Annotated in this window: 24 protein-coding genes and 1 pseudogene; 24 read left to right on the forward strand and 1 reads right to left on the reverse strand. The window is 40.8% G+C overall.

All coding sequences use genetic code 11. The features are described from left to right. Nucleotides 1–13: 13 nt before the first annotated feature. The 22 genes and pseudogenes from DW915_RS06365 to DW915_RS06480 all read left to right on the forward strand — a co-directional run bounded on the left by DW915_RS06365 (nt 14) and on the right by DW915_RS06480 (nt 21,520). Nucleotides 14–274, forward strand: coding sequence for a DUF1292 domain-containing protein (locus tag DW915_RS06365; RefSeq protein ID WP_022461718.1), 261 nt, complete (start codon nt 14–16; stop codon nt 272–274). 178 nt (nt 275–452) lie between these two features. Next, nucleotides 453–2,117 carry a ribonuclease J gene (locus DW915_RS06370; RefSeq protein ID WP_055218756.1) on the forward strand — a complete coding sequence of 555 codons (1,665 nt, stop codon included), beginning with the start codon at nt 453–455 and terminating at the stop codon, nt 2,115–2,117. A gap of 5 nt (nt 2,118–2,122) precedes the next feature. Continuing rightward, a complete protein-coding gene (locus tag DW915_RS06375; RefSeq protein WP_158568317.1) occupies nt 2,123–2,458 on the forward strand; it encodes a YlbF family regulator in 336 nt (111 codons plus the stop codon). 26 nt (nt 2,459–2,484) lie between these two features. Beyond that, the gene (locus DW915_RS06380) at nt 2,485–2,898 is read left to right on the forward strand and encodes a hypothetical protein (protein WP_022461074.1); all 414 of its coding nucleotides are present in this window, start codon (nt 2,485–2,487) and stop codon (nt 2,896–2,898) included. A gap of 30 nt (nt 2,899–2,928) precedes the next feature. Then, a complete protein-coding gene (locus DW915_RS06385; protein ID WP_118741798.1) occupies nt 2,929–3,594 on the forward strand; it encodes an O-methyltransferase in 666 nt (221 codons plus the stop codon). Beyond that, nucleotides 3,591–4,820: a peptidase U32 family protein gene (locus DW915_RS06390; protein ID WP_117509576.1), complete on the forward strand. Its 1,230-nt coding sequence runs from the start codon at nt 3,591–3,593 to the stop codon at nt 4,818–4,820. The genes DW915_RS06385 and DW915_RS06390 overlap by 4 nt, the downstream gene beginning before the upstream one ends. Before the next feature lie 239 nt (nt 4,821–5,059). Further along, a pseudogene (gene rfbD / locus DW915_RS06395) lies at nt 5,060–5,698 on the forward strand (dTDP-4-dehydrorhamnose reductase); the annotation flags it as partial. 15 nt (nt 5,699–5,713) lie between these two features. Further along, nucleotides 5,714–6,322, forward strand: a complete 609-nt coding sequence (rfbC, locus tag DW915_RS06400) for a dTDP-4-dehydrorhamnose 3,5-epimerase (RefSeq protein WP_118741799.1) — start codon at nt 5,714–5,716, stop codon at nt 6,320–6,322. A gap of 19 nt (nt 6,323–6,341) precedes the next feature. Further along, entirely contained in the window at nt 6,342–7,577 is a 1,236-nt protein-coding gene (gene cps2T / locus DW915_RS06405; protein ID WP_118741800.1) for a beta 1-4 rhamnosyltransferase Cps2T, read from the forward strand. A gap of 3 nt (nt 7,578–7,580) precedes the next feature. Then, nucleotides 7,581–8,810: a glycosyltransferase family 4 protein gene (locus DW915_RS06410; protein ID WP_112147845.1), complete on the forward strand. Its 1,230-nt coding sequence runs from the start codon at nt 7,581–7,583 to the stop codon at nt 8,808–8,810. Nucleotide 8,811: 1 nt separating this feature from the next. Beyond that, entirely contained in the window at nt 8,812–9,969 is a 1,158-nt protein-coding gene (locus DW915_RS06415) for a glycosyltransferase (protein ID WP_158581029.1), read from the forward strand. After that, nucleotides 9,956–10,945, forward strand: a complete 990-nt coding sequence (locus DW915_RS06420) for a glycosyltransferase family 2 protein (RefSeq protein ID WP_112147843.1) — start codon at nt 9,956–9,958, stop codon at nt 10,943–10,945. The genes DW915_RS06415 and DW915_RS06420 overlap by 14 nt, the downstream gene beginning before the upstream one ends. A gap of 19 nt (nt 10,946–10,964) precedes the next feature. After that, nucleotides 10,965–12,107 carry an EpsG family protein gene (locus tag DW915_RS06425; RefSeq protein WP_118741802.1) on the forward strand — a complete coding sequence of 381 codons (1,143 nt, stop codon included), beginning with the start codon at nt 10,965–10,967 and terminating at the stop codon, nt 12,105–12,107. A gap of 20 nt (nt 12,108–12,127) precedes the next feature. Beyond that, on the forward strand, nt 12,128–12,934 hold the full coding sequence (locus DW915_RS06430; RefSeq protein ID WP_118741803.1) for a LicD family protein: 807 nt from the start codon (nt 12,128–12,130) through the stop codon (nt 12,932–12,934). Then, the gene (locus DW915_RS06435) at nt 12,924–14,414 is read left to right on the forward strand and encodes a polysaccharide biosynthesis C-terminal domain-containing protein (RefSeq protein WP_118741804.1); all 1,491 of its coding nucleotides are present in this window, start codon (nt 12,924–12,926) and stop codon (nt 14,412–14,414) included. The genes DW915_RS06430 and DW915_RS06435 overlap by 11 nt, the downstream gene beginning before the upstream one ends. An 8-nt stretch (nt 14,415–14,422) precedes the next feature. Next, nucleotides 14,423–15,157, forward strand: coding sequence for an IspD/TarI family cytidylyltransferase (locus DW915_RS06440; RefSeq protein WP_214252280.1), 735 nt, complete (start codon nt 14,423–14,425; stop codon nt 15,155–15,157). Next, the gene (locus DW915_RS06445) at nt 15,129–16,157 is read left to right on the forward strand and encodes an acyltransferase family protein (protein WP_118741805.1); all 1,029 of its coding nucleotides are present in this window, start codon (nt 15,129–15,131) and stop codon (nt 16,155–16,157) included. The genes DW915_RS06440 and DW915_RS06445 overlap by 29 nt, the downstream gene beginning before the upstream one ends. Then, nucleotides 16,147–17,196: an NAD-dependent epimerase/dehydratase family protein gene (locus DW915_RS06450; protein WP_118741806.1), complete on the forward strand. Its 1,050-nt coding sequence runs from the start codon at nt 16,147–16,149 to the stop codon at nt 17,194–17,196. Before DW915_RS06445 ends, DW915_RS06450 begins: the two co-directional genes overlap by 11 nt. Nucleotides 17,197–17,380: 184 nt before the next feature. Next, nucleotides 17,381–18,271: an acyltransferase family protein gene (locus DW915_RS06460; RefSeq protein ID WP_243033798.1), complete on the forward strand. Its 891-nt coding sequence runs from the start codon at nt 17,381–17,383 to the stop codon at nt 18,269–18,271. A 6-nt stretch (nt 18,272–18,277) separates the two neighbouring features. Then, nucleotides 18,278–19,663, forward strand: a complete 1,386-nt coding sequence (gene glmM / locus DW915_RS06465; RefSeq protein WP_118741809.1) for a phosphoglucosamine mutase — start codon at nt 18,278–18,280, stop codon at nt 19,661–19,663. Nucleotides 19,664–19,897: 234 nt separating this feature from the next. Next, nucleotides 19,898–20,875 (forward strand): alpha/beta hydrolase, encoded by a 978-nt coding sequence (locus tag DW915_RS06470; RefSeq protein WP_158581030.1) that lies wholly within the window; start codon nt 19,898–19,900, stop codon nt 20,873–20,875. Nucleotides 20,876–21,190: 315 nt separating this feature from the next. Further along, entirely contained in the window at nt 21,191–21,520 is a 330-nt protein-coding gene (locus DW915_RS06480; protein WP_118741812.1) for a hypothetical protein, read from the forward strand. Between the two features lie 71 nt (nt 21,521–21,591). Here DW915_RS06480 and DW915_RS06485 read toward each other — a convergent pair whose 3' ends face one another. Then, a complete protein-coding gene (locus tag DW915_RS06485; protein ID WP_158581031.1) occupies nt 21,592–22,146 on the reverse strand; it encodes an ImmA/IrrE family metallo-endopeptidase in 555 nt (184 codons plus the stop codon). A 346-nt stretch (nt 22,147–22,492) separates the two neighbouring features. Here DW915_RS06485 and DW915_RS06495 point away from each other — a divergent pair, with 346 nt between their 5' ends. Next, entirely contained in the window at nt 22,493–22,894 is a 402-nt protein-coding gene (locus DW915_RS06495) for a hypothetical protein (RefSeq protein ID WP_055222036.1), read from the forward strand. Continuing rightward, a partial coding sequence (gene tnpB / locus DW915_RS06500) for an IS66 family insertion sequence element accessory protein TnpB (protein WP_147398421.1) occupies nt 22,884–23,185 on the forward strand: 302 nt, incomplete at its 3' end. The genes DW915_RS06495 and tnpB, both read left to right, overlap by 11 nt.

Genomic DNA, 23,185 nt, shown 5'->3' on the forward strand with positions numbered 1-23,185 from the left:
AAAGGAATATTGTATGGAAAAAATAACATTTGTAACAGATGATGGCGGCAAAGAAGAATTTTACGTGGAGGAGCAGACCAGAATCAACGGAGTCAACTATATTCTGGTATCCGATTCAAAGGACGACGAGGCAAATGCCTATATTCTGAAGGATATCTCCACCGACACCGACGCAGAGGCAGAGTATGTTATGGTAGAAGACGACACCGAATTCGATGCCGTTTCCGGCGTATTTGCTTCCATGTTGGATGACGAGGCAGACATCACCTATTGAACCAGCCGTTTTGAAGCCATACCGGGACGCAGACGAAGCGGGACCGGGACAGCGCTTTAAAGGGCAAATCCTGCAGGTGCGGGACATGCTCCATCAGCCTGAAGTGACGCTCAGGGGATGCGTGCGTGAAGCCGTACCGGTAACGGAATCGTTTGGAAAACATGCGCGGAGGTGCTATTTGAAAAAGAATAATGGAAGTAAATTAAAAATTATACCGCTTGGCGGTCTGGAACAGATCGGTATGAACATCACCGTCTTTGAGTATGAAGACAGTATCATCGTCGTAGACTGCGGACTTGCATTCCCGGAAGACGACATGCTCGGTATCGACCTGGTCATCCCGGATGTAACATATCTGAAAGAAAACATCGACAAAGTCAAAGGCTTCGTCATCACCCACGGCCACGAGGACCATATCGGAGCCCTGCCTTACATCTTAAAAGAAGTGAACGTGCCGGTCTACGCCACCAAACTGACGATTGGCCTGATCGAAAACAAATTAAAGGAGCACAACCTGCTCCGCACCACAAAACGGAAAATCATCAAACACGGACAGTCCATCAACCTGGGCGCATTCCGCATTGAGTTTATCAAAACAAACCACAGTATTGCAGATGCAGCAGCACTGGCAATCTACTCCCCGGCTGGCATCATCGTCCACACCGGAGACTTCAAAGTCGACTACACACCAGTCTTTGGTGATGTCATCGACCTGCAGAGATTCGCAGAGATCGGAAAGAAAGGCGTTCTGGCACTGATGTGCGACAGTACCAATGCAGAGCGGCCTGGCTTTACCATGTCCGAGCGGACCGTAGGAAAGACGATCGACGGCCTGTTTGCCGAGCATCAGAATTCCCGAATCATCATCGCAACCTTCGCATCGAACGTCGACCGTGTGCAGCAGATCATCAACTCTGCTTATAAATACGGCCGTAAAGTTGTCATCGAAGGCCGCAGTATGGTCAACATCATCTCCATCGCGCAGGAGCTGGGCTACATCAATATCCCGGAAAATACCCTGATCGATGTGGAGCAGATGAAAAACTACACCGGCGAGCAGCTTGTCCTGATCACTACCGGAAGCCAGGGCGAGTCCATGGCAGCACTGTCCCGTATGGCGGCACACCTGCACAAAAAGATCTCGATCCTGCCGGGCGACACCGTGATCTTCAGTTCCCACCCGATCCCGGGAAATGAAAAAGCCGTTTCGAACGTCATCAACGAACTGTCTGCACAGGGTGCCAACGTCGTATTCCAGGACGTTCACGTATCCGGACATGCCTGCCAGGAGGAAATCAAGCTGATCTACTCCCTGGTAAAACCGAAATACGCGATCCCGGTACACGGCGAATACCGCCACTTAAAAGCACACGCAGAAGTAGCACAGAGCCTCGGCATCCCGAAAGAGAACATCTTCCTCATGTATTCCGGTGATGTCATGGAACTCGATGAGGACGGCGCAGCAGTAACTGGCAAAGTCCACACCGGAGCCATCATGGTCGACGGACTCGGCGTTGGTGATGTAGGAAATATCGTCCTGCGTGACCGCCAGCATCTGTCCGAGGACGGAATCATGGTCGTTGTACTGACTCTCGAAAAGAGAACGAACCAGCTTCTGGCCGGCCCGGACATCGTATCCCGCGGTTTCGTCTATGTACGCGAATCCGAGGATTTGATGGGCGAGGCAAGAGAAGTTGTAGAAGAGGCACTGGATGGCTGCCTTTCCAAAAATATCTCCGACTGGGGCAAGATCAAATCCACGATCAAAGATGCCCTCGGCGATTATGTATGGAAGAAAACAAAGAGAAGACCGATGATCCTTCCAATCATCATGGAGGCATAAATACCATGGACAAAGTAACAGAATGTCTGGATGCGCTCATCGAAGAAATGAGGGAGAGCAGGGCATATCAGAATTACTTGTGGATGGAAGAGGAACTTGAAAAAGACCCGGACTTAAAAAGCCGGGTCGACGACTATCGAATCCGCAACTACCGACTGCAGCAGTCCGAAAACGTAGACCTTTACGATGCGGTAGATTCCCTGGAGCGGGATTCCTACGCACTCCGCAAAAGCGAGAAGGCAAACGCTTATCTTGAGGCGGAGCTTGAGGTCTGTAAGATGGTACAGAAGGTGCAGGACTGCATTTCAGAGGCAATCCGCATCGGAGTACCGGAAATCTAAAACCGAAAATCAAAAGGAGAGCGCCCATGTCCGAAAAGAAAAGGGATGCCGGATACCGCGCAGCGCTGACAGGTGCGAAAGGAACCGTGCGCCTGCTCATTTACGTCTGCGTGATTCTTGTGATCATTCTGGCAGCGAAAACTTCATATCAGTTTGGACATGACGTGTTTGCCGAGGAGCCAGTCGCATCCAGAGGAAAAGGAAAGGAAGTCACCGTACAGGTGCGTTCCGGCATGGAGGCGAAAGAACTTGGCGAACTCCTGAAAGACAACGGACTGATCGACGAAAGCCTTCTGGTTTTCGAAGTCCAGTACCGCCTGTCCGGCTACTACGGCGGCATCAAGGACGGTTCCTACGTGCTGAACACCGCACAGACCGTCGATGAAATGCTGGAAATTCTGGCGGGCGTCAACACCGAAGGACAGCCGTCCGCGGAATAACGCACGTTTGCAAAACAAGAGGAATCTTACATGATAATAGACGAACGAATGGTAACCTACATCAATTCCCTGGACACCGGCCACACCCCGTTTCTGGAAAATCTGGAGCGGACGGCCAAACAGACAAAAGTGCCGATCATTCGCCGTGAAATGCAGAGCTTTTTAAAAGTATTCTTAAAGATGAAACAGCCAAAGAGAATCCTGGAGGTAGGAACTGCCGTAGGATTCTCTGCTGTTTTCATGGCACAGTACGGCGAACCGGACGCAGAGATTACCACAATAGAAAATTACGAAAAACGCATCCCGATCGCACGGGAGAACTTCGAAAAATCCGGCTTTGCCGACCGTATTACCCTGATTCCGGGAGATGCCGCCGAAGTCTTAAAAACCCTGGACGGGCCGTATGACTTTATCTTTATGGATGCGGCTAAGGGACAGTACATTCATTTTCTGCCGGAGGTTTTGCGCCTGCTCGACGAAAAAGGCGTGCTGATCACCGACAATGTGCTGCAGGACGGCGACGTCATCGAATCCCGCTTCGTCGTGGAACGCCGGAACCGCACGATCCACAAACGGATGCGGGAATACTTATTTGAACTGACACACAAAGAAGGGCTGCTGACATCGGTCGTGCCGCTGGGAGATGGAATCGCGATCACGATGAAAAGCCATGAGAAGAGAGAGGAAACAACATGAGAAAACCGGAATTACTGGTTCCAGCCAGCAGTCTGGAAGTATTAAAAGTAGCAGTGATCTTCGGCGCAGATGCCGTATATATTGGAGGCGAAGTCTTCGGACTTAGGGCGAAGGCGAAGAACTTTTCGATGGAAGATATGAAAGAAGGTGTGGAGTTTGCGCATGAGCATGGAGTGAAAGTGTATGTCACCGCGAATATTCTGGCACATAATCAGGATCTGGAGGGTGTGCGGGCTTACTTTGCCGAATTGAAAGAGATTGGACCGGATGCACTCATTATTTCGGATCCGGGAGTGTATCGGATTGCGATGGAAGTGTGCCCGGAGATTGAGCGGCATATCAGTACACAGGCGAATAATACGAACTACGGAACGTATCAGTTCTGGTATGAACAGGGGGCGAAGCGCGTCGTGACAGCGCGGGAGCTGTCGCTGGCGGAGATCAAAGAGATTCGGGAGCATATTCCGGAGGAGATGGAGATCGAGACGTTTATTCATGGGGCGATGTGTATTTCGTACTCGGGAAGATGTCTGCTGTCCAATTATTTCACGGGAAGAGATGCGAACCAGGGGGCTTGTACACATCCGTGCCGGTGGAAGTATGCGGTCGTGGAAGAGTCCAGACCGGGGGAGTATCTGCCGGTGTATGAGAATGAGAGAGGGACGTATATCTTTAACTCGAAAGATCTTTGTATGATTGAGCATATCCCGGATTTGTTGGATGCGGGGATTGACAGTTATAAGATTGAAGGAAGAATGAAGACGGCGCTGTATGTGGCGACGGTGGCAAGGACGTATCGGAAGGCAATTGATGATTATCTGGAGAGCCCTAAGAAGTATGAGGAGAATATGGAGTGGTATCGGGATCAGATCTCGAACTGTACGTACAGGCAGTTTACGACGGGATTTTTCTATGGGAAGCCGGATCATGAGAGCCAGATTTATGATAGTAATACGTATGTGAAGGAGTATACGTATCTGGGGATTGTTGGGGAGAAGAATGAAAAAAGCAGATATGCGATTGAGCAGAGGAATAAGTTTTCGGTTGGGGAAGAGATTGAAGTGATGAAACCGGATGGGGAGAATGTCTGCGTTACGGTGAAGGGGATCTGGGATGATGAAGGGAACCAGATGGAGAGTGCGCCGCATCCGAAGCAGAAATTGTGGATTGATCTTGGCGTGGAATTGGATAGGTTTGATATTTTGAGAAGGAAAGAAATGGAATAGGATAGGAAAATAAAAGGGGATTAGGAACGTGTCATTTTCGAAAGGCTGCTAATCCTTTTTTTGTGCGAATAGAGATTATGTAAAATAATGGTAATGATAAAAGAAACAAATAGGAAAAAATTCGACATTCTGTGAAAAAAGTTGCTTCATAATGTTTACAAGCTGGAGCAAATAAGCTAGAATGTACATGATATTATTGGACTAAGGCTAAATGCTGTTTTAATAGGCCATAAGTCACAAAAGTCCGTGCCATCAATGCTGGCGGCACTCAGAACATTGCAGATGTCTGCAAGAAACTGGACTGCAAAATGACCTACATCAGCACGGATTATGTGTTTGACGGTCAGGGCACAGAGCCTTGGCAGCCGGACTGCAAAGATTACAAGCCTTTGAATGTATACGGCCAGACGAAACTGGAAGGTGAGCTGGCAGTCAGCCAGACGCTGAAGAAGTATTTCATTGTCCGTATCGCATGGGTATTCGGTTTGAATGGTAAGAACTTTATTAAGACCATGCTGAATGTCGGCAAGACGCACGCTACTGTCCGCGTGGTTAATGACCAGATTGGCACACCGACCTATACATATGATTTGGCTCGACTGCTTGTTGATATGAATGAAACCGAGAAGTACGGCTATTACCATGCGACTAACGAGGGTGGCTATATCAGTTGGTATGATTTCACAAAGGAAATCTATCGTCAGGCTGGATATAAGACGGAAGTCCTGCCGGTGACTACGGCAGAGTATGGTCTGAGCAAGGCAGCTCGTCCGTTCAACAGTCGTTTAGATAAGAGCAAGCTGGTGGAAGCAGGATTTACTCCGCTTCCGACTTGGCAGGATGCACTGAGCCGATACCTGAAAGAAATCGAGCAGTAAGAGGAGATAGAGAAAATGGGACAGATTAAAGTTGAGAAAAATGTAGGTGGCATCGAGGGTCTTTGTGTTATCGATCCTGCTGTGCACGGTGATGCTCGTGGCTATTTTATGGAAACCTACAATGAGAAAGATATGAAGGAAGCTGACATTGACATCCACTTTGTGCAGGACAACCAGTCTATGTCCACAAAGGGGGTGCTGCGTGGTCTGCACTTCCAGAAGCAGTATCCGCAGTGCAAGTTGGTACGCGCTGTGCGTGGTACTGTGTTCGATGTTGCTGTTGACCTCAGAAGTAATTCTGAGACATATGGCAAATGGTATGGGGTGACCCTGTCTGCTGAGAACAAGAAGCAGTTCCTCATCCCGGAAGGCTTTGCACATGGCTTCCTGGTTCTGAGTGATGAAGCAGAGTTTTGCTACAAAGTCAATGACTTCTGGCATCCGAATGATGAAGGTGGCATGGCTTGGAACGACCCGGAGATCGGCATTGAATGGCCGGAGTTGAAGGGCGAATACAAGGGTAGTGCAAGTGCAGAGGGATACACGCTGGAAGATGGTACGGCACTGAATTTGAGTGATAAGGACCAGAAGTGGCTTGGGCTGAAGGATACTTTTAAATTTTAAGAACACAGGGGTAGGAAAAATGCAGCGGGAAAACGCAGTACAACACGTATTTCTGGTAGGAGCTAAGAGCTTAGGTGCATATGGCGGATACGAGACTTTTGTTTATAAGCTCACAGAGTACCACCAGAATAAGAAAAATATTAAATATCATGTGGCGTGTAAGGCTAACGGTGACGGTTACATGGATGAAACAAAAGTGGATGGTGTGACCAGAATCAATGATCATGAGTTCGAATTCCACAATGCACATTGTTTTAAGATAGATATTCCTCAGATTGGACCGGCACAGGCAATTTATTATGATGTTGCGGCATTGAAGGCTTGCTGTAAGTACATAAAAGAACATCGGATTAAGCATCCAATCGTTTATATCATGGCTTGCCGTATCGGACCCTTTGCTGGTCATTTCTATAAAGAAATCCATAAGCTGGGTGGTACTGTGTACCTGAATCCGGACGGACACGAATGGATGAGAGCAAAGTGGTCTGCACCGATTCGGAAATACTGGAAGATTTCTGAGCAGATGATGGTCAAATACTGTGATCTTGCTATCTGTGACTCAGTGAATATCGAGAAGTATATCCACGAGTGTTATGACGGAAAAGGCATCAAAGGCAGAAATCCGAAGACTACATTTATTGCGTATGGTGCAGATCTGACCCTTAGTAAGTTGGCTGATGACGATGAGAAGCTGATGAACTGGTATAGAGAAAAAGGACTGACAAAAAAGGACTACTACCTTGTCGTCGGTCGTTTTGTACCGGAGAACTCTTTTGAAGTTATGATTCGGGAGTTCATGAAAAGCAAGAGCAAAAAGAACTTTGCGATTATTACGAATGTGAATGAAAAGTTCTTAAATGAGCTTGAGGAAAAACTTCATTTCAAGAGTGATAAGAGAATCAAATTTGTCGGCACTGTTTACGATCAGGAACTGCTGAAGAAGATTCGTGAGAATGCCTATGCTTATTTCCACGGTCATACGGTTGGTGGTACGAACCCGTCTCTGATTGAAGCTCTCGGCAGTACAGATTTAAACCTGCTGGTTGATGTTGGCTTTAATAAAGAAGTCGCAGAGGATTGTGCTCTTTATTGGAGCCGCAAGCCGGGGAGTCTTGCAAAGTTGGTCGATAAGACGGATCAGATGAATGCTGATGAAATTGCAGAGATGGGACGGAAAGCCAAAAAGCGTGTGGCAGAAGAGTACACATGGGATAAGATATGTGGGCAGTATGAAGATGTGTTTGTGGGGAAATAAGCAATGAAAATATTAATGGTAAATAAATTCTTTTATATAAAGGGAGGGAGCGAGACCTATTATTTCGCTCTTAAAAGGAAACTTGAAAAAGAAGGTCATATAGTAATTGATTTTTCAATGAAAGATAAGAAAAATTTTGAATCTAAATATGCTGATTATTTTGTGGATAATGTTGACTATTCAGGGAGCACTTCGCTTATTAACAAGTTGAAAATGGGGATTAATATTATCTATTCCCAAGAAGCTAAGAGAAAATTTGAAGAATTGGTAATAAAAACCAAACCAGATATTGTCCATTTACATATCTTTCAACATCAATTATCACCATCAATCTTAGATGTATGCAAAAAGTATAATCTTCCAACGGTATATACTGCACATGACCTAAAAATGGTGTGTTTGAATTATAAAATGATGCATCATGGTCATGTTTGTGAAGATTGTAAAGACGGTCATATGTACCATTGTGCATTGAATAAATGTGTGAAAGATTCTTTTTCAAAAAGTTGCATTAATACCGTGGAAGGTTATTTACATAAGTGGAGAAAATCTTATGATGCAATTGACTATATTATAACACCGAGTGAATTTTATAAGACCAAATTTGAGGAATTTGGAGTTCAGCCTAATCGATTAGTTCACATTCCCAATTTTTTGGATAGAGAAGTACCTACAGTCAATGATAGAGAAGATCAAGAAAAATACTATCTTTATTTTGGAAGACTATCTGAAGAGAAAGGTATACTGACGCTTATAAAGGCGATTGAGAATGTTAATGCTAATTTGTATATAGTTGGTTCTGGACCGCTTAAAGGAGAAATTGAAAGATATATTTCGAGCAGAGAACTATACAATATAAAATTGCTAGGATTTAAAAGTGGTCAAGAATTGATTGACATTGTTGGAAATGCTAGAGCTGTAGTTCTTCCGTCTGAATGGTACGAAAATGGACCTTATTCAGCGATAGAAGCTTTACAGGTTGGAAGACCGATTATCGGCGCCAACATTGGAGGAATACCAGAGCTGGTTCGAAAGAATGGAGAGCTATTTACTAGCGGATGCATTGAAGAATTATCTGGGTGCATAAATAAATTTGAAAAAATATCAAGGGCTCGATATGACCAAATGAAAAAAGACTCATTTGATATGTTTGAGGAGTGCTACACTCCCAATGGACATTATGACAAGTTGATGAAGATTTATGAAAAAGCACAACGAAAACACGGAGAGTAGAATGAAAAAGGCACTTATTGTTGTAAATTTAGCAGGCTTTTTGACTTTTCTATGGAATGATATAAAAACTTTGCAAGAAATGGGGTATACAGTTTCAGTAGCAATGAATGCACGTATGCCAGATGGAAGTGACGCAGTTGAAGTTGAAAAATTGAAAAAAATGAAGATAGATTTTTTTCAAATAGATTTTGATACTAAAAATCCTTTATCAAGAGATAATGTAATTGCGTATAAACAATTAAAAAAAGTAGTGAATGAAGAATATGATTTGATTCATTGTCATACACCTATTGTTGGTATTTTGACCAGAATGGCAGCAAAGAAATATAGAAAGACTGGGACAACAGTTATATATACAACACATGGATTTACATTCACAGACAAGTCATCGAAAAAAAACTGGATTGTTTATTTTAACGCTGAAAAGCTAATGTCAAGATTCTGTGATGCTATTATTACAATAAATCATGAAGATTATAACAACGCAAAAAGAATGCATTGTCCTAAAGTTTATATTATTCCGAGCGTTGGTTTAGATAGTAATAGGTTTTCTAATTTAAGAATAAATAGAGACGAGTATAGAGCGTCATTTGGTGTAGAGCCAAAAGACCATATGGTTTTGTCTGTAGGTGAATTATCATCAAGAAAAAACCAGAAGATTATAATAGAAGCATTGGGTATGCTTGATAGAAAAGAACAGTATGTATTTGTAATTTGCGGAAGAGCAGTTGTTAATTCAACAATTGAGGAAGAACTCAAAGAAACAGCCTCTAAATTAGGAGTCAGGATCTTCTTGGCAGGACACAGACTTGATATTCCAGAGATAAATGCATGTGCAGATGTTGCTGTCATCCCATCCGTAAGAGAAGGATTTGGAATGACGGGAGTGGAGGCACTTGCATCAGGTGTACCTGTTGTGGGATCTGATGTACAGGGGATAAGAGAATATGTAATTCCCGGAAAAACAGGATATCTTTGCGACCCATACGATGCACATCAATTTGCAGACGCCATTGAAAAAATAGTGAATTTGCCATCAGAAGAAAGAGCCAAGATGGTAATTGCTTGTAAAGAAAAAGCAAAAGAATTTGATGTATCCAAGTCTATTGCAGCTATGAAGAATATATACCAGGAAGTATTATGCCATGACGGAAAATAAGATAGTTAGAGATAAGATGCCACTAGTAAGTGTAGTTGTGCCGATATATAATGTGGAACTTTACCTGAAAGAGTGCGTTGCTTCGATTCTTTCCCAAACATATAAGAATATTGAAGTGATTTTAGTTGATGACGAGTCTCCAGATTTATGTGGAAAAATATGCGATGACTATGCAGCAATGGACGGCAGAATCAAGGTTGTTCATAAGAAAAATGGTGGTTTGTCTGATGCCAGAAATGCTGGAATGAAAGTTGCAACAGGAGATTTAATTACTTTTGTTGACAGTGACGACTATATTTCAAAGAATTTTGTGAAAATTCTTTTTGAAGCTATGTCAGAGAACAATTCTGATATAGCTATTGCAAATATGAAGAGGACGAGCAGACGCGATGATAAAAATACTGTAATAGATTGGAAAGTGTCCAGTTACAAAAATGAAGATGCTTTGATTCGGATGCTATATGGTACACCATTTGGCACGTCTGCATGTGGAAAACTTTTTAAAAGAAGTCTGTTTACAGATGTTGAATTCCCATATGGAAAATTCTCTGAAGATCTCTTTACAATCTATAAAACAATTTTGAAGAGTGAAAATGTAACCTATGTGGGATTTGATGGTTATTTTTACTATTATCGCGATGAGGGAAGCATCGTCGTTTCTGGATATAAGGAAAAGCATTTAGAAGCTTTGGATGCTATCGATGATATTGCAAGAGCGGTAAAAGGAAAAACACAATTTGATAACGCACTGTCGACTCAATATATAAATGTTGTATATGATATTGCTGCGAGAAATCCACAGCTTTCAGAGTTTCAGAATAAACGCATTCAGAGTGTATTGAAATCGCATCGGATGAATGTGCTAAAAGATGGTAATGCCCCAAAGAGATTACGGGCTTTTGCTGCGATATCATTATTTGGAAATAGAATAGCACTTAAAGTTGTCGTTGCGAGAAATAGGAAGTGGAAGGCGTAAAGAGGGGAGGCAAAAAGAGATGACACCATATATTATTGTATTTATGATTTCGATAGGTCTTTTTGCACTTTCTGATCGAGTGAAATTTACACAAAGAAAACCCGTTGTTTTTGTAGCAGTTATAACATTGTGCTTGCTAGCTGGCCTGCGAGCGGAAAGTATTGGTACAGATACAAGAGTTTATTTGGTGCCTATTTTTGAGGCAGCAAAAAAAAGTCATAGTCTTGGAGAATACTTGAATTCATCCTTTCATGCTTTTACATGGACAACGGATTATGTGAAAGATATGGAACCTTTATTTCCGCTGTTAGTTTTGATTGTGACAAAAATTACGGGCTCATTGTATTGCGTCCAAACCATTTTGGAATTGTGTGTGATTTTGCCACTATATATCGCTGTTAGAAAAGATAAACAGACAAACCTTTGGATGGCGATGTTTGTCTTTTGTATGGCCTTTTATAATCCCTCGATGAATATGATGCGTCAGTCAATCGCTATGTCTTTGGGAGTTCTAGGTTTCGAATATTGGAGAAATGAGGAAAAGAAAAACGCATTTATTTGTGTGTTCATAGCGTTCTTATTCCACACAAGTTCATTGCTGATATTGCTAATTTATCTTTTATACGATTATATTGTTAAGGGAACTAAATTAAGCTTTACTGGAAACAATATCAGCAAGAGAAATGAAACACCGAGAATGGTGATAGCAGTAGGAATAGGATTGGCCGGAATGCTATCGATGTCTGTAATTGTGTCAGCGTTATCATCGTTTGGATTTGGACAGTATTTAAGCTATGTTACTGGTAAGCTTTCATTTATGCCAAATCAGCTTTTAATTCGTGTGCCTCAAATTATTCTAATCATTTGGGGTTTTAGATATTTAAGAGATCAGGGAGGAGATGTTTCTTTCTTCTTAGTTATGGAAGTATATGCAGTTTTATTCTCACAGTTTACCAGTGTAAGTGGTTATGGTGGAAGAATTGCTTTATACTTTGCGATTTTTGATGTAATTGTAATACCACGGGCGATGAGTGCGTTAAAGCCAATAAAAAGTGGAGTAATAATTCGGCCGATTATTATACTATACTATATGTTTTATTGGTGGTTTTATTTTGTATTATCAGGAACACATCAAACGGTGCCATACATATTTATGAAATAGAAAATGGAGAAAATTATAGAATGGATTATCTGACAAGTGATGAGATAAAGACAGAACTTTTGAATTCTTTGCGTGAAATAGATATGTTTTTGAAAAAAAATAACATTCAATATTCGATTATGTCCGGAACTATGTTGGGGTGCATACGCCATGGGGGATTCATTCCGTGGGATGACGATATTGATATTGGAATGCTGCGTCCGGAATATAATAAATTGTTAAATTTATTAAGGAAGAATTCTAATTGTCTAAATGAAGAATTGTTTGGAGTGGGAATTGAACTGGAAAATGGGCAATGGCCCTTCTTAAAGATATACAATAAAAATATTCTGGTTAAAGAGAATATGGAGGAAAAACCAGTTAATCTCTGGATTGATGTATTTCCATTTGACGGAATGCCATGCAGACAATCAAATTTATATCAACGATATATTATGCTTTTAAGAAAAATATTTCATTATAGAAGAGATGATCTAACAATTGACAAGAAAAATAGAAAGCATTTTTTTGCACTGAAAACAGTGAATTTTCTTACTGGATTCATTTCAAAAAAGAATTTTGAAAAATATTACATAAAGATCTGTTCAAAGTATGATGTGAACACATCAGAATGGGTAGAAGATTTAACGTGGGGAAAGAAGAGTGTTCCACGAAATTTATTTGATAATCTGGTTGACTATAAATTTGAAACCGTATGTGTAAAAGGGTTTGAGGACTATGACAAGTACCTTAAGCGTATATATGGAAACTATATGGAGCTTCCGCCGGAGGAAAATAGGGTTAATCATGGAGTCGTAGCATGGAGAGTAAAGAAGAATGAAGAATAAGACGACATTATTAAATATGATTTCTGGATTGATTTTACAGTTTTTTACACTTGTAAGTGGCTTTGTTCTTCCAAAGATTATTCTTATTTATTTTGGTTCAGAAGTGAATGGATTGGTTTCGTCATTGAATCAATTTCTAAGTTATATAACACTAGTGGAGGGAGGAATTACAGGAGTCATTATTGCAAATTTATATAAGCCAATTGTTGACCATGATAACTATAAAATATCCTCGGTTCTAGTGACGGCTGACCGTTTCTATAAAAAAATTGGGGCATTGTTTATCGCTTACTCTGTGATTCTATCAATTGCATATCCTTTATATTTTAAGACAGAATTCAAATTTTCTTATGTGTGTTCATTGACGCTGATTCTTTCCTTGACATTGCTGATTCAATACATGTTTTCGTTAACACTTAAAACAATTCTGAACGCGGATAAAAAGGGATATATTGTTAATTTTACACAAACATTGATAGTGATTTGCAATGTTGTGATAGCCTTGATTTCGGTATGTGTTTACCCAAGCATACATATTCTGAAATTAATAAGCGGATTCTTATTTATTCTTCAACCTTTAATTTTTGGAAAGTATGCAAAAAAGAATTATAGAATAAATTGGAAAGTTGAACCTGATAATTCTCTTATTCAATCCAGATGGAATGGATTTGCAATTAATCTAGCTGCATTTATTCACAATAGCACTGATATTACCGTACTTACTTTTTTAGCGAGTCTTAAAATAGTTTCAATTTATAGCGTGTACTGCCTTGTAAGCAAAGGAATTAAACAATTGATAGAGTCTTGTCTGTCTGGTATTTCACATACAATAGGACAGGCTTATGCTAGAAAAGATTGGAAAGAGCTAAATCAAAAACTCGATATATATGAATATGTTGTTTTTGTTTTGGTTTTTTCTCTTTTCACTGTGGCGGCACTTTTAATTACTCCGTTTGTATTACTTTATACAAAGGGGATTGTAGATACAGATTATAATCAACCCTTATTTGGAGTTCTCCTTGTTATATCGGAAGCGTTGTATTTGGTCAAGCTTCCACATTTGAATCTGGCTTATACGGCTAATAAATTTAAAGAAATTACTTTGCCGGCCTATATCGAAGCAATTCTTAATATTGTGATATCTGTTGTACTTGTAAGAAAATTTGGTCTGATTGGTGTAGCAATCGGAACAATAGTGGGAATGACCTACCGTATGATCTTTCATGTCTATTATACAAGCAGAATTGTTCCTGAAAGAGTGCAAAGTATTTTTTATAGAAAGTTGTTTCTGTTTTCTGTTGGTTCGGTTATAGGATTCGTTATCTGTCATCGAATGCTCCCATTCACAAATATAACCGTTGAAAGTTGGGTTATTCATGCAGTTCTATATTGCATTGTGATTGGTATTATTTTATTTGGAATAAGCCTTTTATTTTTCAAACAGGAAATGAAGTTTTTTGCAAAATACATAAGGAGGTAAGGTATACTATGATGAATATAGCAGTGATTTTTGCAGGAGGTGTAGGTAGCCGAATGCATAGTAAAGAGCGACCAAAACAATTCTTGGAAATGTACAATAAACCTATAATTATTCATACACTAGAACATTTTCAAAATCATCCACTTATTGATAAAATAGTTGTTGTTTGTATCGAAAGTTGGATTCCCTATTTAAATGATCTTCTCTATAAGTTCAGAATTGAAAAAGTAGAAAAGGTTGTTCCGGGTGGAAAAACTGGGCAGTTATCTATATATAATGGACTAAATGCTGCGAAAGAGTTGGCAAAAAATGAAAAAGCCATTGTTCTGATTCATGATGGGGTTCGTCCACTTATTACAGAAAAGTTGATTACAAATAACATTGAGTCGGTTAAGGAATATGGATCAGCTATTACCACCGCAAAAGTTAAAGAAACAATTCTTGTTGTGAATGAGAAAGATTCTTCGATAGATTATGTTCCGAGTAGGAGCAATTCTAGAGTTGCAAAGGCTCCACAGTCTTTTTGGTTAAATGATATTCTCGCTGTTCACGAAAAAGCTTTAGCAAAAGAGGAATATAATTGGATCGATTCATGCACAATGATGCAAGAGAATGGATTCAAACTGCATTTGATTGACGGACCTAGTCAAAATATAAAAATTACAACTCCTGAAGATTTTTATACGATGCGTGCGATTCTTGAGGCAAAAGAAAATGAACAAATATATGGATTTGAAGACTAATTGGAGTATCTTTAGCAAGAATCGTAGTTCAATTTATGGTGTCGCAATAATTTCAATAATTATATATCATTATTTTGAAGATGTGGCAGCGTTAAATTTGACTGGGGGGGGGCTCCGCCAGATATGCCAATTATATAACACGTTTATTAGTAGTGTTGGAGTTGAATTTTTTGTATTTTTGTCCGGGGTTGGACTTTATTTTTCGTTGGAAAAAGATTCAAATACTTTGCACTTTTTTACCAAAAGAGCAAAGAGAATTTTACCAGCGTATTTGATGGTTGCAGTTCCGTATTGGGTTTTAGTTGATCTTCTAATTATGAGAAAAGGTCCATTATCATTTGTGTTGGATTTTTTCTTTGTGACATTTTTTACACAGGGGATAAGAACTTTTTGGTATGTACCATTCATTATACTTGCATATTTGAGTTATCCGCTGGTTTATAAATTACTTCACACTAATTGGACGAATCAGAGTCAAGCTGTGATGTTAATATTTTTAGCTTTATCTATCCAATTAATACCGAAATATGTAATGCCATCATTAAATCAAAATATAGAAATATTATTGGGAAGGTTTCTTATTTTCTTTATTGGTTGCTGGTGTGGAAAAAAAGTTTACCGACAGGAATATATTAGTGATAAGGAAAAAAACGGGATAATTTTTGGCGTAGGGCTTATGCTATGTCAGTTTGTGCCTGTAATAAAAATAATTATATTAAAACTTGGCTTTCGGTTCTTGATGTGTTTTTGGGGAATTTCTCTTCTGTATTGTATGGCTGTTTGTATGCCGAAATTACCAAAAAAAATTATTAAAGTATTGGAAAAATTTGGGGCAGTGTCTTATGAATTGTATCTGACACATGTAGCAGTCAGAGCACTTATGAATATTGTTGGATTAAAAACATTTTACTTTCAAAACTATGTTTTATGTGTTTTAATAAGCCTACTTTTGACCGCTATAATAGTAAATTTGCAAAGGAGGGTGTTTTATGCATCTTAGTGCTTTACAAGAGGATCTAGAGTTTATTGCTAGATACGATCTTCCCTATGAACAGCTTAAGGGAAAAAATATTTTAGTGACGGGTGCCACTGGTTTAATTGGTGCTTCTTTGGTTCGTGCATTACTTGCTATTGGAGACATAGGAGTTATTGCTCTTGTAAGAAGTATCGATAAAGCAAAGCGGATTTTTGGTGAATCTATAGATTCATCATTAAAATTATATGTTGCAGATGTTGTAAATGAGATACACATTGATGAATCTGTTGATTATATATTTCATTGTGCATCAGTAACGGCTTCAAAAATAATGATTGAAAAACCGGTAGAAACGCTCTTAACAAGTATTGAAGGAACAAAGAATATACTTAATCTTGCACGAGAAAAGAAGTGTATATCGGTGGTTTACATTTCATCCATGGAGATGTATGGAGCCTTTAATATTAGTAAAGAAGTTAGAGAAAATGATTTAGGGTTTATAGATAATTTAAAAGTACGAAGTAACTATCCGGAAAGCAAGCGTTTGTGTGAAAATATGTGTGTGGCTTATTGTTCAGAATATGGAGTTCCTGTTAAAATTGCGCGACTCGCCCAGACCTTTGGGGCAGGAATTCTTCCGGAAGAGAATAGGGTGTTTGCACAATTTGCAAGAAGTGCCATGCAGGGGAAAGATATTGTTCTACACACGAAAGGACAATCAGAAGGAAACTATTGCTATACAAGAGATTGTATTACTGGACTGCTTACAATTTTGCTAAAGGGTACAAACGCAGAGGCATATAACGTGAGCAATCCAAGAACACATACAACTATAGCCGAGATGGCTAATTTAGTTGCTGAGAAGATAGCTGACGGAAAAATCAAAGTAGTGTTTGATATCCCCAAAGATAATTCGTTTGGCTATGCAGCTGATACAAGGATGATACTAAACTCTGATAAATTGCAAGAATTGGGTTGGAAACCAGAAGTTGGATTAGAGGAGGCATATAGACGGATGATTATGGATATGAGTGATTTTTATAAAAATTCTTTGGAAAAATAAGTAGAAAATGTAATTGACAAAGAGTAGGGAGAGAACATAATTTTGAGAGCAGAGCAGAGCAGAGCAGAGCAGAGCAGAGCAGAGCAGAGCGGAGCAGAGCAGAGCAGAGCAGAGCAGAGCAGAGCGTTTATCATGGCTTGATGTATTAAAAGGAATAGGTATCATCCTTGTTGCGATAGGACATATCTATTCCAATCAAACTATCTTTAATTGGCTATATTCTTTTCATATGCCGCTGTTTTTCTTAGCAGCAGGCTGGGTGTACAAAGAAAAGCCTGTGCTGACGGATATAAAGAGAAGAACTCAGACCATTGTTATCCCGTATTTCGCATTCGGTATTCTGCTTCTTATCTATTGGCAATTGATTGAGAGAAAATTCCGGGATTCAGACATGAGCTTTCTTGATGCTCTGGCCGGGCTATTTTCTGGTTGTTATAATAATCTGGATTTTAATATCCACCTGTGGTTTTTGCCATGCTTCTTTGTAACAGTGGCCCTGTTCAATATTCTAGTTAATCTAGGTGGCAGGAAAATTTCATATATTGCTTCTGCTCTGATGAGTTTGATCTATATTTTGCTCCCAATGCCAGAGTTCCCTTGGGGCTTCAACCGTGTGTTCAAATACATAGGCTTCTACGCTGTTGGTACTGTATTGGCAAGAAGAAAAGCAAAGATTATTGATAAGAAATTAGAAGCAGGAATAACGGCGATAGTTCTGTTTGGGCTGAACTTTTTTCTGTCTTTCCGCAACTTGACATCGGGAATCATGTGGTTTGTGACAGCTTTCATCGGTGTGACGGCTATAATTCTGGTTTCTCAGTTTATCAATAAAAACGGAATTCTGCAATATTTTGGACGGATATCTCTGATCGTTCTCTGTATTCATGGCCCGGTGTATCGGATAGTGGTGAAGATTATATCAATTCCACTACATATGAGTACAGAAGCAGTAAGAGAAAGTTTCCTACTTGCGATGATTGTTGTTACTGTTACGATGTTCATTTGTAGTGTGACATACGAGATTGTAATAAGGACTGCTCCGTGGATGGTTGGCAAGAAAAGGATTAAAAGGTGATTGAAAATGTCAAAGTATTTTGGAACAGATGGTTTTCGTGGTGAAGCCGGAATTACATTAACAGCAGACCATGCCTATAAGGTGGGTCGATTCTTAGGATGGTATTACAATGCTCTGCGTGAGCGCAATGGTGATACTGACCATGCCCGTATCGTCATCGGCAAAGACACTCGCCGCAGTTCCTATATGTTCGAGTACAGTCTGGTCGCAGGCTTGACTGCTTCCGGTGCAGATGCCTATCTGCTCCACGTCACTACAACTCCGTCTGTGGCGTATATCGCCCGTGTGGATGACTTTGACTGTGGTATCATGATCTCCGCCAGCCACAATCCGTACTACGATAATGGCATCAAGCTGATCGATTGCTACGGTGAAAAAATGCCGGAGGAGACTCTGCTGCTGGTGGAGGATTACATCGATGGCAAGCTCAATGTGTTCGATAAGGACTGGCCAGAACTGCCTTTTGCTCATCGTGAGCATATCGGCTGTACTGTGGATTACATCTCTGGCCGTAACCGTTACATGGGCTACCTGATCTCTCTGGGTATCTACTCTTTCAAGGGCGTCAAGGTTGGTCTGGACTGCGCCAACGGTAGTTCCTGGAACATCGCCAAGTCTGTGTTCGATGCCCTCGGAGCAGATACCTACGTCATCAATAACCATCCGAATGGTCTGAACATCAACAATAATGCTGGCTCCACTCATATCGAGGGCCTCCAAAAGTTTGTTGTGGAGAAGGGCTTGGATGTCGGTTTTGCATACGATGGCGATGCCGACCGCTGCTTGTGCGTGGATGAGAAAGGCAATGTCATCACTGGCGACCATATCCTTTACATTTACGGTTGCTACATGAAGGAGCGCGGCAAGCTGCTGACTAACACTGTGGTCACGACCGTTATGTCCAATTTTGGTCTGTACAAAGCGTTCGATGAACAGGGCATCGGCTATGCCAAGACCGCTGTGGGCGATAAGTATGTCTACGAGTACATGGCAAAGAACGGCTGCCGTATCGGTGGTGAGCAGAGCGGCCATATCATCTTCTCCAAGTATGCAAGCACTGGCGATGGCATTTTGACCAGTCTGAAGATGATGGAAGTCATGCTGGCGAAGAAGAAGCCGATGAGCGAACTGGCAGCACCGTTGAAGATTTATCCGCAGGTGCTTGAGAATGTCCGTGTGACCGATAAGAAGGCTGCACAGAATGACCATGCCGTGCAGGAAGCCGTGTCTAAAGTTGCTGAGGCACTGGGCGATACTGGCCGTATTCTGGTTCGTGAATCCGGCACTGAGCCAGTCGTGCGTGTTATGGTGGAAGCACCTGACCACGACACCTGCCAGAAGTATGTTGACGAAGTGGTCAACGTGATTTGCGAAAAGGGATATAAGGCGTAAAGTCAAGGACGACTCTGGGCAGTAATCCAGAGCCGTTTTGCATAATAGAGGGAAAGTAAAACAAAAAAGAGAGGGATACGTAAAAAAGATTTTGGACAGTTCAAATTGCTGTGTGATAGATGGAGGTATTTATAAATTGTAAATTTGCCAGAAATACCAACTTGAGTTACGAAAATAACTATTTGAACACGAAAAATGAAGCAATAATGTTATGTAAAAGGAATGAAATCAAAAGTGAAGAGAAAAAAAGTATACTTCATAACAGTTGTTATTGGATTTGCTATATGCATGGTCGGAGTTATATTTGGAAGCCGATTGGTATTTCAGCGAACCTGCGAAAGAAGAACTACTCCATGGTCAGATTTAGGTACTGCAGACGATGATGAATATAGAATTCTCATAGATGCATATAAAATAAAAAATCAATCAAATGAAACTGTTATGATACAAGCATTTGATAATACAAAACTGATAGGTCATTATTATGAAAGAGAAAAAGGTGCGCCTTTAATTGTGTTTTTTCATGGATTGTGGGGGCACAGTTATTTGGATGGCGTGCCAATATATAGAATTACACAAAAACACAATTGGAATCTTCTACTATGTGACTTACGCGCACAGGGAGATAGTGAAGGGGAATTCTCAACATTAGGAGTGCTAGAAAAATATGATTGTCTTGATTGGGTAGAATGGGCACAAAATCGCTTTGGAGATAAAAATCCTATTTTTCTTATGGGAGTTTCAATGGGAGCATCAATTGTGATGATGAGCAGTGATTTGGAGTTGCCTGATTCAGTATATGGAATTATTGATGACTGTGGTTTTACATCTACATTGGACGTGATAAAGCAGAATAATAACAAGAAAATATCAAAATACATACCCAAAAATCTACTTCCTACTATGCTTAATGTAGGAACAAAGATTTGGGGGAGTTTTGATTTATCAGACGCAGATGCGTGTAAGGCTTTAGCACATACCGATATTCCTCTTTTAATCATTCACGGTGACGAAGATATGAAGGCACCTTTATCTATGGCTTATAAACTATACGATAGTTGTAATGGTGAAAAGCAGTTATATATAGTTCATGGGGCAGATCATTCAGAAAATTATAGAAAAGACCCGGGAGGATATGAGAAAATTGTAACAAAGTTTATTGAAGAAAGGCTCCGACAAAAAAAGTGCCAGACCCCTGGTACTAAACTGTAAACGCAAAATGAACAAAATATGTCGTTCGTTCTTTTTGGTGTTCTCTATGCTTCTCGTTGCAACAATTTCCATGGTAATGTTGCGGCTCGAATGAACAGCATCAATGCAAACAAAGATACATTTAAAATGTATACAGATATGTTTTTGACAGAATATATTATTTTAGCAATCCATCTGAATAGCCAAGGTGCTTTATCGGATATGGTACTGAATAAGGTTAAGGAAAATGCCAATTTGATGGTATGATAGATATTGCTCGTAGACCCGCAGAGTGATATACTTTAGTTATTATAATTGGAAAGAGGTTTGTATCCTATGCCCAGAACAAAAGGTAGCAAGAATAAGCCCAAAACTGTGACTGCTGATTTCGCAACGCAGATTGCAGAAAAGCAGTCCGCAAAGGAAGCGCTCACAGCGGAAATCGCATCTATCACCGCAAACATTGACACTTTGAAGGCTGACCTGAAAGTGAAGAAGACTGCTCTGAAGAAGGCCGAAAAAGAAGTGGCAATGCTGGAAACGAAGAAGGCGAAGGCAGATGCCAAAGCTGCAGAAGAAGCAAAAAAGACAGAAGCGGAATCCGTTCTGAAAAAGCTGCTTGCCGAAGGCATGAGTGCCGATGAAATCCTCGCAAAACTGAAATAACACGAAAAACCCGTGATGGACAGGCATAACGCACCGTTCATTACGGGTTTTAGGGTTATAAGAACATAAGTTCATCCGGCGGCCACATCAAACTGAAAATGTGCCGGAAGGTTGAACTGTTTGATAAACGCATGGTGCTGGGCGTGATAGTGCCGTAGATCGTATCCCAGATGATGCAGCTCAAGAAGTTTTACCAGCACCAGATTGAGGTGGATTCCCTTAGCAGCGGCAATCTGAGCAGCATCCAGCCCGCACTTCGTCATTTGATAGACTTCATCACTGTCCAGCATCAGGTGGGATGCGAAAGCGTTATGCTCGTAAAGAAGGATGTGCTTGTCCTTAATGGTCAGAAACTTGTTCAGGGTATGCAAGTCCATAAGCAGCTGATGCTCAAGATAATGTCCGAGGGCATAGCCGCACACCATCTGCTTTGTCTGTTTGTCCAGCTGGCGATTGATAAGGATCAAAGGCTTATCAAAATAGAGCGAAAGTAAACCCAACATATCTTTAATGCGAGATGTTTCACTGATGTCTAGGCTGCAACTGCGCGCAATCTGTTTGATGTTGCGAGTTCCAGCATTTTGGACAAGTTCGTTAGCAGCTTGGTGAATAAATGCAGAATCCATAATGTGATCCCCTTTCGGGGATGGCATAGTGAATGGAACCGTGGTTTACAGGTTCATTATTCGTTCCTTTTCTCGTTTTTGTTCTCGGTACTTAAAATAGGCTTTGTGCATTTCATACATGATGCCGTCCATATCCTGCGGGGTCAACTCTCCGCTGGCAAATAGCTCAGTAAGCTCAAATGCGAGATGCTGGGCTTCTATTTTGCCCTTTTTTCGTAAACGGTAGAATACGAGTACCTTTTTATTCACTTCAAGTTATGCCATAATCATACTCAACAAAATAACATAGTCAAAAAAGTTTAGTACTTAACTTTTTTAACTGACTATGATTCAGAGGGGGAATCTTATGGCTACGCAAACCAGCCTTGTAGCTCAGCAGGTCAGAATCCGACAATGGGCAGAACAGATCCGGAATTGTCAGAATCGTCCCAAAGGGATGGATGTTGAAACCTGGTGTACCCAAAATAATCTTACAAAAGCCAACTATTATTACCGTCTCCGGCGTGTCAGGCAGATATGCCTGGATCAGATGCAGGACACAGAAACCACTGCTTTTGTGGAACTGCCCGCACCTGCACCAGATCCAAAGAAAACAGATACTCCAAAAGAATCCGGTACATGCATTTCGGCAGGAACTCTGCCAATGATCCGTATTAAAAATACCAGGGGACTGTCAGCTGAGATATTTTCCGGTACTTCACCGGAAATGCTCTGCCATTTCATAAAGGCTTTTACCCATGCTGAATGATGCAGATGCTTCCGGGTTTAAAAAGGTGTATCTGGCGATGGGATTTACGGATCTTCGTCGTGGGATCGATGGACTGGCAACGATCGTACGCTTTCAGTTTAAGCTTGATCCTTACGACAAAAATACACTGTTTCTTTTCTGTGGAAGAAGATGTGACCGGATCAAAGCACTGCTCTGGGAAGGTGATGGTTTTCTCCTTATGTACAAGAGACTCGATAATGGTGCATTCCGGTGGCCCCGCTCGGCAGATGAGGCAATGGCGATCACAGACGACCAGTACCGTATGCTGAT

The sequence above is a fragment of the Blautia sp. AM42-2 genome (assembly GCF_003480245.1).
Lineage (GTDB): Bacteria > Bacillota > Clostridia > Lachnospirales > Lachnospiraceae > Fusicatenibacter > Fusicatenibacter saccharivorans.

What these genes read in the sequence shown, in the direction of transcription:
- DW915_RS06445 (WP_118741805.1), top strand. Translation starts at nt 15,129, where the DNA reads ATGAACAAATATATGGATTTGAAGACTAATTGGAGTATCTTTAGCAAG.
- DW915_RS06420 (WP_112147843.1), top strand. Translation starts at nt 9,956, where the DNA reads ATGACGGAAAATAAGATAGTTAGAGATAAGATGCCACTAGTAAGTGTA.
- DW915_RS06495 (WP_055222036.1), top strand. Translation starts at nt 22,493, where the DNA reads ATGGCTACGCAAACCAGCCTTGTAGCTCAGCAGGTCAGAATCCGACAA.
- DW915_RS06440 (WP_214252280.1), top strand. Translation starts at nt 14,423, where the DNA reads ATGATGAATATAGCAGTGATTTTTGCAGGAGGTGTAGGTAGCCGAATG.
- DW915_RS06485 (WP_158581031.1), bottom strand. Translation starts at nt 22,146, where the DNA reads ATGGATTCTGCATTTATTCACCAAGCTGCTAACGAACTTGTCCAAAAT.
- cps2T (WP_118741800.1), top strand. Translation starts at nt 6,342, where the DNA reads ATGCAGCGGGAAAACGCAGTACAACACGTATTTCTGGTAGGAGCTAAG.
- DW915_RS06380 (WP_022461074.1), top strand. Translation starts at nt 2,485, where the DNA reads ATGTCCGAAAAGAAAAGGGATGCCGGATACCGCGCAGCGCTGACAGGT.
- DW915_RS06450 (WP_118741806.1), top strand. Translation starts at nt 16,147, where the DNA reads ATGCATCTTAGTGCTTTACAAGAGGATCTAGAGTTTATTGCTAGATAC.
- DW915_RS06480 (WP_118741812.1), top strand. Translation starts at nt 21,191, where the DNA reads ATGCCCAGAACAAAAGGTAGCAAGAATAAGCCCAAAACTGTGACTGCT.
- DW915_RS06430 (WP_118741803.1), top strand. Translation starts at nt 12,128, where the DNA reads ATGGATTATCTGACAAGTGATGAGATAAAGACAGAACTTTTGAATTCT.
- DW915_RS06390 (WP_117509576.1), top strand. Translation starts at nt 3,591, where the DNA reads ATGAGAAAACCGGAATTACTGGTTCCAGCCAGCAGTCTGGAAGTATTA.
- DW915_RS06415 (WP_158581029.1), top strand. Translation starts at nt 8,812, where the DNA reads ATGAAAAAGGCACTTATTGTTGTAAATTTAGCAGGCTTTTTGACTTTT.
- DW915_RS06365 (WP_022461718.1), top strand. Translation starts at nt 14, where the DNA reads ATGGAAAAAATAACATTTGTAACAGATGATGGCGGCAAAGAAGAATTT.
- DW915_RS06410 (WP_112147845.1), top strand. Translation starts at nt 7,581, where the DNA reads ATGAAAATATTAATGGTAAATAAATTCTTTTATATAAAGGGAGGGAGC.
- DW915_RS06385 (WP_118741798.1), top strand. Translation starts at nt 2,929, where the DNA reads ATGATAATAGACGAACGAATGGTAACCTACATCAATTCCCTGGACACC.
- rfbC (WP_118741799.1), top strand. Translation starts at nt 5,714, where the DNA reads ATGGGACAGATTAAAGTTGAGAAAAATGTAGGTGGCATCGAGGGTCTT.
- DW915_RS06435 (WP_118741804.1), top strand. Translation starts at nt 12,924, where the DNA reads ATGAAGAATAAGACGACATTATTAAATATGATTTCTGGATTGATTTTA.
- DW915_RS06425 (WP_118741802.1), top strand. Translation starts at nt 10,965, where the DNA reads ATGACACCATATATTATTGTATTTATGATTTCGATAGGTCTTTTTGCA.
- DW915_RS06375 (WP_158568317.1), top strand. Translation starts at nt 2,123, where the DNA reads ATGGACAAAGTAACAGAATGTCTGGATGCGCTCATCGAAGAAATGAGG.
- glmM (WP_118741809.1), top strand. Translation starts at nt 18,278, where the DNA reads ATGTCAAAGTATTTTGGAACAGATGGTTTTCGTGGTGAAGCCGGAATT.